Annotated in this window: 8 protein-coding genes and 2 pseudogenes; 5 read left to right on the top strand and 5 right to left on the bottom strand. The window is 66.9% G+C overall.

What is annotated here, in order from left to right; genetic code table 11:
* Both HUU96_RS15375 and HUU96_RS07780 read right to left on the bottom strand, forming a co-directional pair.
* Window positions 1-96: pseudogene (locus HUU96_RS15375) on the bottom strand (IS6 family transposase); the annotation flags it as partial.
* A gap of 449 nt (window positions 97-545) precedes the next feature.
* A complete protein-coding gene (locus HUU96_RS07780; protein ID WP_174292267.1) occupies window positions 546-689 on the bottom strand; it encodes a hypothetical protein in 144 nt (47 codons plus the stop codon).
* Between the two features lie 82 nt (window positions 690-771).
* On the opposite strand from HUU96_RS07780, the gene HUU96_RS07775 reads away from it, so the two are divergent.
* Together HUU96_RS07775 and HUU96_RS07770 are read left to right on the top strand one after the other, a co-directional pair.
* The gene (locus HUU96_RS07775; protein WP_174292266.1) at window positions 772-1,026 is read left to right on the top strand and encodes a hypothetical protein; all 255 of its coding nucleotides are present in this window, start codon (window positions 772-774) and stop codon (window positions 1,024-1,026) included.
* The gene (locus HUU96_RS07770; protein ID WP_174292265.1) at window positions 1,023-1,172 is read left to right on the top strand and encodes a hypothetical protein; all 150 of its coding nucleotides are present in this window, start codon (window positions 1,023-1,025) and stop codon (window positions 1,170-1,172) included. Before HUU96_RS07775 ends, HUU96_RS07770 begins: the two co-directional genes overlap by 4 nt.
* Before the next feature lie 72 nt (window positions 1,173-1,244).
* On the opposite strand, the gene HUU96_RS07765 is transcribed toward HUU96_RS07770, so the two are convergent.
* Both HUU96_RS07765 and HUU96_RS07760 read right to left on the bottom strand, forming a co-directional pair.
* On the bottom strand, window positions 1,245-2,015 hold the full coding sequence (locus tag HUU96_RS07765; RefSeq protein WP_174292264.1) for an SDR family NAD(P)-dependent oxidoreductase: 771 nt from the start codon (window positions 2,013-2,015) through the stop codon (window positions 1,245-1,247).
* A gap of 100 nt (window positions 2,016-2,115) precedes the next feature.
* Window positions 2,116-4,278: a GH36-type glycosyl hydrolase domain-containing protein gene (locus HUU96_RS07760; RefSeq protein WP_174292263.1), complete on the bottom strand. Its 2,163-nt coding sequence runs from the start codon at window positions 4,276-4,278 to the stop codon at window positions 2,116-2,118.
* Window positions 4,279-4,713: 435 nt separating this feature from the next.
* Here HUU96_RS07760 and HUU96_RS07755 point away from each other — a divergent pair, with 435 nt between their 5' ends.
* Window positions 4,714-5,466 (top strand): HpcH/HpaI aldolase family protein, encoded by a 753-nt coding sequence (locus tag HUU96_RS07755; protein ID WP_174292262.1) that lies wholly within the window; start codon window positions 4,714-4,716, stop codon window positions 5,464-5,466.
* Window positions 5,467-5,514: 48 nt separating this feature from the next.
* On the opposite strand, the gene HUU96_RS07750 is transcribed toward HUU96_RS07755, so the two are convergent.
* Entirely contained in the window at window positions 5,515-6,930 is a 1,416-nt protein-coding gene (locus HUU96_RS07750) for a sugar porter family MFS transporter (protein ID WP_174292261.1), read from the bottom strand.
* A 165-nt stretch (window positions 6,931-7,095) separates the two neighbouring features.
* Here HUU96_RS07750 and HUU96_RS07745 point away from each other — a divergent pair.
* Together HUU96_RS07745 and HUU96_RS15315 are read left to right on the top strand one after the other, a co-directional pair.
* Window positions 7,096-8,002, top strand: a pseudogene (locus tag HUU96_RS07745) (FGGY family carbohydrate kinase); the annotation flags it as partial.
* Window position 8,003: 1 nt separating this feature from the next.
* A partial coding sequence (locus HUU96_RS15315) for an NAD(P)H-hydrate epimerase (protein ID WP_217430289.1) occupies window positions 8,004-8,154 on the top strand: 151 nt, incomplete at its 3' end.

The raw sequence follows: 8,154 nt of genomic DNA, 5'->3' as shown, positions 1-8,154 counted from the left end.
CGGGAACCGGACGTACATCATCACCACAAGGCGGATCACCTCAGGGGATGAGTTGAAGTAGCGGAACGGGCTGGCTGGCTTGCGAGGACGGGGCATACAACCGCCCTATCCTGCCCTTCTTACCAGCCGGTGCATTTGGTCTGACAGAGCCGGCTTGGCGTCTTAGCCTTGCTCTATCAGATACGCGGCGGGCTGAAGACGGTGGCGCTGACCGACATCGTCCAGGTGACCCGTGCTGGTCGCGGGCGGTTTGCTGATCTCGGCACTCACGCTCGCGCGGATCGGCGGTGCAGCTGGCATTGTCGGCGGCTTCAGCGAACTGGCCCGGCGCGTGCCTGACCATTTCCACATGATCCTCAAACCCCGCGACCCGCATTACAAAGAGCTGCCCGGCCTGGCCGCGCTGATCGGCGGGATGTGGATTGCCAACCTGTCCTACTGGGTTTTCAACCGGAAATGTCATCCAGCGCGCGCTCGCCGCGAAGAGCATTGCCGAGGCGCAGAAGGGCGTGGTCTTCACCGCCTTCCTCAAGCTGCTGATGTTGCTAGTGACCGTCGTCCTTCGCATCGCCGCGTCCCGCGCTGGTGCCGGGCCGGGCCAAGCCGGATGAGGCGTATCCAACGGCGCTGATCGCGGCGATCGCCGCGTCGAATGCCTCAAAGATCAATTCGATCACGACGATCTTCATGCTCGATCTTTATGTCAAATACCGGTCCACGCCCCCGGCGATCGAGGACGGATCGGATCACCCGAAGGACGAGCGGGGGTAGGTGCTGGTCGGGCGGGATGGCGGCCTGCGTGACGATCGTCTCGGCGCGCCCGCTGATCGGTCGCTCCGATCAGGCGTTCCAGTTCGTCCAGGAGTTTTCAGGTTTTTTTCGCCCGGCATCACCGTCATCTTCCTGCTCGGCCTCTTCTCAAAGCGCGGCAACGAAGCCGGCGCGATCGCCGCGGCCGTCGGGTCGGTGATTGGCTCGTTCCTGTCGCTAAATTCCTGCCCAGCGTTCCGCTCATGGATGGGATGAGCATCGTCTTCGCCGTCTCGCTCGCACTGGCGGTGATCCTGTCGCTGGCGGTCGACGCATGGGCGTACAGCAACCGCATCGCAGTGCCTGATGTGCGGTTCGCACCAGTCGCGGGTTCGACGCGGTTGGAGTCCCTGTTATCCTGATCCTCATCGCGCTATACGCGACTTGGTGGTGAGGCGCGAAGGAGAGGGTTAGGACCACACTCCTGTCCACGTTCAGGGCATGTACTGGCCGCCGTTGACGTGCAGAATCTGGCCGGTGACGTAGCCGCTCATCGCGCCCGAGCACAGGAACAGGATCGGGCCGACGCAATCGTCCGGCTCGCCGACGCGGCCCAGCGCCACGGCGTTGCGCATCGCCTCCATCCTATCGGGCGGTGTCGCCGCGTGGAACGGCGTGGCGATCACGCCGGGCGCGACGGCATTGACGCGGATGCCGCGCCCCGCGAGATCGCGGGCCATGTGGCGGGTGAGGCTATGCACATAGGCTTTCGCTGCGGCATAGTGGCCGGCACCCGGGCCGCCGCCGTCGCTGCCGGCGATCGACCCGATGTTGACGATCGTCCCGCCCCCCGCCTCCAGATGCGGTACGGCCGCCTGCGAGGCGGTGATGACCGATCGCGCATTGAGGTTCATGACGGTGTCGAAGGTCTCGTCGGTCCATTGCAGGAATGGCGTGCGGCCGGTCAGCGACCCCGCATTGTTGATGAGGATGTCGAGGCCGCCGAGCATCTCGGCCGCCTCGCCCACCACCTTCGCACCCTGCGCCGGCTCGCCGAGGTCGCCGCGGATCAGCACGGCGCGGCCACCGTGCTGAACGATTGCGTCGCGACCCGCTTCCGCCGCTTCCCGATTACGGTGATAGTGGATCGCGACTTGAGCACCATGGCGGGCGAAGGCGGCGGCGACGGCCGCGCCGATGCCCGTGCTCGCTCCAGTGACAAGCACCGCCTTCGCCGCGAATTCGTTGATGGCGTAGGGTTGCATGACGAGCTCCAAACCGGGCGGCCCGAGCAATCGAACCTCTGAAGACGCTATTATCAGATTTATTCCGAGCTGCTAGCTTCGACGAAGGGCAGCGTAGCGGTTACGTGGCGTTCCGGATGCGAAAATAGCAGTATACCGGCCATGCATGGGCGTGCGCGCAATAGACCGCCATCTTGTAGAAAACTCCGTCGTTCATCGGCCGCGGCAGTCCCCCGATGTCGCCGGCGCGTTCCGCGTTCAACGTGTCGGGAGCGGTCCAGAGCCCGACCCAATAACCGGGATGATGGCGGCCAAAATTCCGAAACATCAACCGGTCGAGCATCGCCAACGCCGCCCGGCGGTCGAACGTCGCCACCCCCGCGATCGCCTGACCGGCAAGTGAATACCAGAAGCCGCCATTCTCGCTGGTGCCGGCGATCATGCCGCTGGTGAAAACCGCCTTCTCGCGCTGGCGCGGGCCGAGGATCTCGCCGTCCATCAGCCGACGCTGCAGCTCCCGAAACAGCCTCCGCTTCCTCGCGATCGGGAAATCCGGCGCCTGAAGGAGAAAGGATTGCGGCTCCAGGTACATGTTGTTCTCACCAAGCGCCTTGCCCGGCGCCAGCCAGGCACGCCGCGCGAACGTCCTGCCCTCCACGTCGCGCATCATCGCCTGCGAAATCCGGTCGGCATAGGTCCGCATGCTTGAGGTCAGATGTCCGATGACGATCGCCCGTTCGCCCTGCTGCGTCTGCGCATAGGCGTCCAGCTGCTCGATCATGGCCGGCATGATCGCCATCACCATCGCCGAGTTCATCTGCGATTCGGCCGTATCGCGATACTGTCCCTCCGGCACGCCGGCATAGATCTGGTCGTTCCAGTCGCCGGTCAGCATCCGCACCAGGCCATGCGAACCGGTCGACACATGGTCGCGCAAGTGGACGAATGCACGTTCCAGCTTCTCGAGCGCCGTTCCTGTCGGCCCTGCCAGCGCCGGGGCATAGGGCGTCGTCGCATCCAGGATGCTCCAGTCGTGCGTGACCTGCAGGTATTCGCCAAGCGCATAGAACAGGAAAAGCGATTGGTCGGACGGGCTCCAGGTGCTGCCGGCCGTGTGGCCGTTACCCGACACGGTGAACTTGATCGCGCCGTCCGGCTTCATCTGGCAAAGCGTATAGAGTATGGTCGACCGGGCGAGTTCGGGCGCGAGATAGATGGCCGCCAACGCATGCTGAAGATGATCCCGCGGACTGGCGTTGAAGCCCTGCACGTAATCGCCCGTCATCCCCTGCGGGATGAAGGTCTGGCGATAATAGCCCGCGTACGTCGCCATCGCGAGCAGCGCGTGGCCGTCCCACAACAGCTCGGCGCGCAACGCCGCATCCGGCACCCCGGCAAGCGGCGACAGCACGTCGACCCAGGTCCGACGGAACCAGTCTCCTGACGACGACGGGGCGAGCGCGTCCAGGAACCGCTCCAGCGGCGCAAGGCTGACCTCGGGCGACTTGAGCGCGATGATCAGCACGATGTCGCGCGTCGCACCGGGAGCGACCCGGACGTGGGAACGCGCCGTCAGCGCAACCGCGCCGCCGTCGATCGCGTGCTGCTCGAAGGCGACGGGGGAGCTGCCCGCCTTCGGGGCGGCGGCGAGGACAAGTGAGGGCGGATAGAGATTGTACGGGCTCGGCACGTCGATCGGGACGAGCAGACCGGGATCGTCGCTGGTTGCGGTCGCGTCGCAGATAATGCCAAGGCCGCCGGGCAGCGCTCGCGCTATATTGTCGAACCGGATCGGACTTGTCGCAGAGTCCGCAACCAGCGCGGGATTGCTGACGATCATCTCGGCATAGTCGATATCGAGCGGCCCTGGACCGGCGTTGGTCAGGCGGATTGTCACGACGACTGCGGCCTGCGCCCGCTGCTGCGCCGTCGACGGGGCGACGCTCAGGATGCGCTCGACGGTCACCCCGGGCTCGGGCTTCATCGTATAACGGGCCGTGCCGCAGCCGAACGTCCGTACCGACCTTCGCGCCGAGGCGCAGATACCCGAGGGTCCGAGCAGGTCGTGCGTTCGCCCCGGCCCGCTGCCCGTCACCGTCAGCGTCGCGGCATGTCCCGCCGCCATCCCCCCGGGCTCGTTCAGCCGCACCCAGCCGCGCTCTCCCGATACGAACGACAGTCGGCCGCTCGCATGGGCGAACAGCGTCAGATCGTAATTGCCGAGTAGGAACACCGGGTCGGCGTCGAGCGGGACCGTGTGGCCCGCCGGCGTCGAGGTAGCCATGGGCACGTCACCGGTGAAAGCATAGCAAGGCAGGTCATGCGCATCGGCGGTCCAGTACCCGAGCGGCGATGACGCGGAGGCCGTCGTCATCGCCATGCCGACGCCCGGCCCGGGGGCGAGGGCGGAGCTTGCACCGGCGATACCGGCAAGCGCTGATCTGCGATTGATCGTCGACACCGGGCGTTTCACAATCGTCTGCGAAGAAGATCCGGATTGTCGAGCCGACCCTATCGTTGTCCATAGACAGCGCGCCGATGGCCCTCGACAATCCCACAAGGTAGCAAGTGAAGACGCTTGCACGATCGGTCGAGGGAATACAATCCTCTCGGCGCGTGGCACCGACAGCCTCGTTGTCCATCGACTTCACTCGGCGTAACGGCGGCGACGAGCGATGCTGACGGATCGGCACCTACGCCATAAGCCGGGATGTGCGACATGATAAACCTGAAGACGAGATTGGCGGCGCGCGAACCGCTCCTCGGCACATTCCTCAAAACCCCGCATCCTCATGTCGTGGAAGTGCTGGCGACGTCGAATTTCGATCTGCTCTGCATCGATGCCGAACACGCGCCGCTGGACCGCGCGGCGCTGGACCTTTGCGTCATGGCGGCCCGTGCCGGCAACCTGCCGACGCTCGTCCGGCCCGCCAGCGCCTCTCCCGACAATATCCTGGCCGCGCTCGATATCGGCGCGACGGGGGTCATCGCGCCGCACATCCGCTCCGCGGACGACGCGCGCGCCTTGATCAGGGCGGCGCACTACGGGCCGGGCGGGCGGGGCTTTGCGGCGTCGACGCGGGCGGCCGGTTACGGCCGCGCGACGATGGAGGAGCATCTCGCCCGGAGCGAGCGCGAAACGATCGTCGTCGCCCAGATCGAGGACGTTGAGGCGCTGGATCATGTCGAGGCGATCGCGTCCGTTCAACGGCTTGACGCCGTCTTCATTGGCCGCGCCGACCTGACGGTGTCGTTCGGCTGCACCTCGGCCGACGACCCGCGCGTCGTCGACGCCGTCGAGCGGATCGTCGCGATCTGCGTCGAGCGGCAGATGCCGGTCGGCATGTTCCTGGCGCGGCCGGCGGACGTGCCGCAGTGGCGCGACCGCGGTGCCTCGCTGTTCCTGCTCGGGTCCGATCACGGCCTCATGCGGTCGGGTGCGACGGCATTGCGGCAGACCGCGGGGATGTAGCCGCATCCCGGAACCGACGCCCCGCCGCGACACGATCCGCAGCGGCAATCAGCCGGGCATCGCCTCAAGCTCGCGCCCGCGCGTTTCGTGCACCATGGCACCCACGAACCAGAAGGACACCGCCGCGAAGAAGGCATAGCCCGCATAGGTCGTCGCCAGCCCCGGCGACACCGCCAGCGCCGGGAAGCTGACCGACACGGCGGCGTTCGCGGTCCATTGCGCGAACCCCGACACCGCCAGCCCGGAACCGCGGATCTGGGTAGGGAACATCTCGCCCAGCATGACCCACATCACCGGTCCCCAGCTGACGTTGAAGAACACGACGTAGAGGTTGGCGGCGAGCAGCGCGACGACGCCGTTGTCGCCCGGCAGCGCGATCGCGCCACCTGCGCCGGTCGCCGCGGTCGAGAACGCCCAGGCCACCGTCGCCAGCGTGACCGCCATCCCCGCCGAGCCGATCAGCAGCAGCGGCTTGCGCCCGATCCGGTCGACCAGTGCCATGGCGAGCAGGCACGCGCCGATCGACAACACGCCCGACAGGATGTTGGTCAACAGCGCGTCGTTCTCAGAAAAACCCACCGCTTCCCACAGCGCTGCACCGTAATAGAAGACAACATTGATGCCAACGAGCTGCTGGAACACCGCCAGGCCGATGCCGGCCCACACGATCGGGCGAACGCGCCCGCTGGCGACGTCGATCAGGTCCGCCAGCCGCGGTCGGTGATGATCGCCCCCGAGGCTGGCGCGGATCTCCGCCACCTTGCGCGCCGCTTCGTCCGCACCGAACAGCCGGGTCAGCACACGCGAAGCCGCTTCGTCGCGGCCCTTAACGACGAGATAGCGCGGGCTCTCAGGGATCAGGACGAGCGCGGCGAGATAAACCAGCGCGGGAATCGCCTGCAGCCAGAACATCCAGCGCCACGCCGGCTGTCCCGCCCAGAACGGCGCGGTCGAACCGCCGGCATAGGTGGCGATGAGGTAATTGGCGACGAACGCGCCGGTCAGGCCGGTGATGATCATCACCTGCTGCACGCTCGACAATCGGCCGCGGATGGCCGCGGGCGTGATTTCGGAAATATAGACCGGCGAGATCACGCTGGCCGCGCCGACGCCGAGCCCGCCGACGATACGCGCGGCGATGAACACCGCCGAACTACCCGCCGCGCCCGCCAGCAGCGCGCTGACCATAAACAGCACCGCCGCCAGCATCATAACCGACCGCCGCCCGATCGCGTCAGCCAATCGCCCCGCCCCGAACGCACCGAAGGCCGAGCCGATCAGGATCGCGCCGACATTGACGCCGACCCCCAGCTTGCCGAGCGCGAATGCCGCTTCGAGGCCCTTCTGCGTGCCGTTGATCACGCCGGAGTCATAGCCGAACATGAAGCCGCCGATGGTCGCCACCGCCACGATCGCGGCAATGAAACCCAAATTGGCGTGCGCTCCCGCCGAGGTATCCGTCATCATCGTGTCCCCTCCAGCGACCTGTTTGTCATCGACCGTGCCGCAAATCCCGTTCACCCGTTGGTCGCTGCTCGCAGCAAGCGGGTGGAACCAACAGCTCATCCCGTACCTTGCCACATCATGTCGGCTTACATTAAGTCATATAAATGCGATTAGGGGAAATACGTGTTCCTGGGCATTGACGTCGGCACCTCCGGGATCAAGGCGGTCATACTAGACATCGACGGCACCGTGACCGGCCAGGGCCATGCGCCGCTGACGTTGTCGCGGCCCCGGCCGCTGTGGTCGGAGCAGGACCCAGACCACTGGGTGCGCGCCACCGACGCAGCGGTCCGCGCGATCGATCCGGCGCTGCGCAGACGCGTGCGCGGGGTCGGCCTAGCCGGGCAGATGCACGGCGCGACGCTGCTGGGCGAAGACGACCGGCCGCTCCGCCCCGCGATCCTATGGAACGACGGCCGCAGCCATGCCGAGTGCGCAGCGCTGGAACGCGCGGTGCCCGACCTGCACACCATCACCGGCAACCTCGCCATGCCGGGGTTCACCGCGCCGAAGCTGCTGTGGGTCGCGCGCGATGAGCCGACGACGTTCGCCGCCGTCCGCAGCGTGCTGCTGCCCAAGGATTACGTCCGGCTCGCGCTGACCGGCGACAAGGCGTCGGATCTGTCGGACAGCGCCGGCACGCTGTGGCTAGACGTGGGCGCGCGGCGCTGGAGCGACATCGCCCTTGCCGCCTGCGGACTGACGGTTGAGCAGATGGCGCGGCTGCACGAGGGCACCGAGCCGACCGGCCGGCTGCGCGCTAACATCGCCGAACGCTGGGGCATGGACCGCGTACCGATCGCTGCGGGCGGCGGGGACAACGCGGCGGGGGCTGCGGGCGTCGGTGTCGTGAAGGATGGCGACGCGCTGATATCGCTCGGCACCTCGGGCGTTATCTTCGCCGCCGGCCGCACGTTCCGGCCCAATCCAGCGGGGGCGGTCCATGCCTTCTGCCACTGCGTTCCTGGTCTGTGGCACCAGATGAGCGTCCATCTATCGGCCGCCGCCTGCATCGACTGGGTCGCGGCTTCATGCCGATGGCGTCGGTCGTCCTGCTGGTCGGGAGCGGCAACAACGGTGGGGACGCGCTCTGGGCCGGGGCGCGGCTGGCCCGGCTGCGTGAGTCCGAGGCCCGAGCCACCATCGCGACCCGACACGAGCGGAAAGAAGATCCGTTCGCGC

It is taken from the genome of Sphingomonas bacterium, assembly GCF_903644135.1.
Taxonomy (GTDB): Bacteria; Pseudomonadota; Alphaproteobacteria; order Sphingomonadales; family Sphingomonadaceae; genus Sphingomonas.
This window is presented reverse-complemented; position numbering and strand designations above follow the sequence as displayed.

Coding starts and splice junctions, on each gene's coding strand:
- HUU96_RS07760 (WP_174292263.1), bottom strand. CDS start 4,278: ATGGCTACCTCGACGCCGGCGGGCCACACGGTCCCGCTCGACGCCGAC.
- HUU96_RS07770 (WP_174292265.1), top strand. CDS start 1,023: ATGAGCATCGTCTTCGCCGTCTCGCTCGCACTGGCGGTGATCCTGTCG.
- HUU96_RS07755 (WP_174292262.1), top strand. CDS start 4,714: ATGATAAACCTGAAGACGAGATTGGCGGCGCGCGAACCGCTCCTCGGC.
- HUU96_RS07750 (WP_174292261.1), bottom strand. CDS start 6,930: ATGACGGATACCTCGGCGGGAGCGCACGCCAATTTGGGTTTCATTGCC.
- HUU96_RS07765 (WP_174292264.1), bottom strand. CDS start 2,015: ATGCAACCCTACGCCATCAACGAATTCGCGGCGAAGGCGGTGCTTGTC.
- HUU96_RS07780 (WP_174292267.1), bottom strand. CDS start 689: ATGAAGATCGTCGTGATCGAATTGATCTTTGAGGCATTCGACGCGGCG.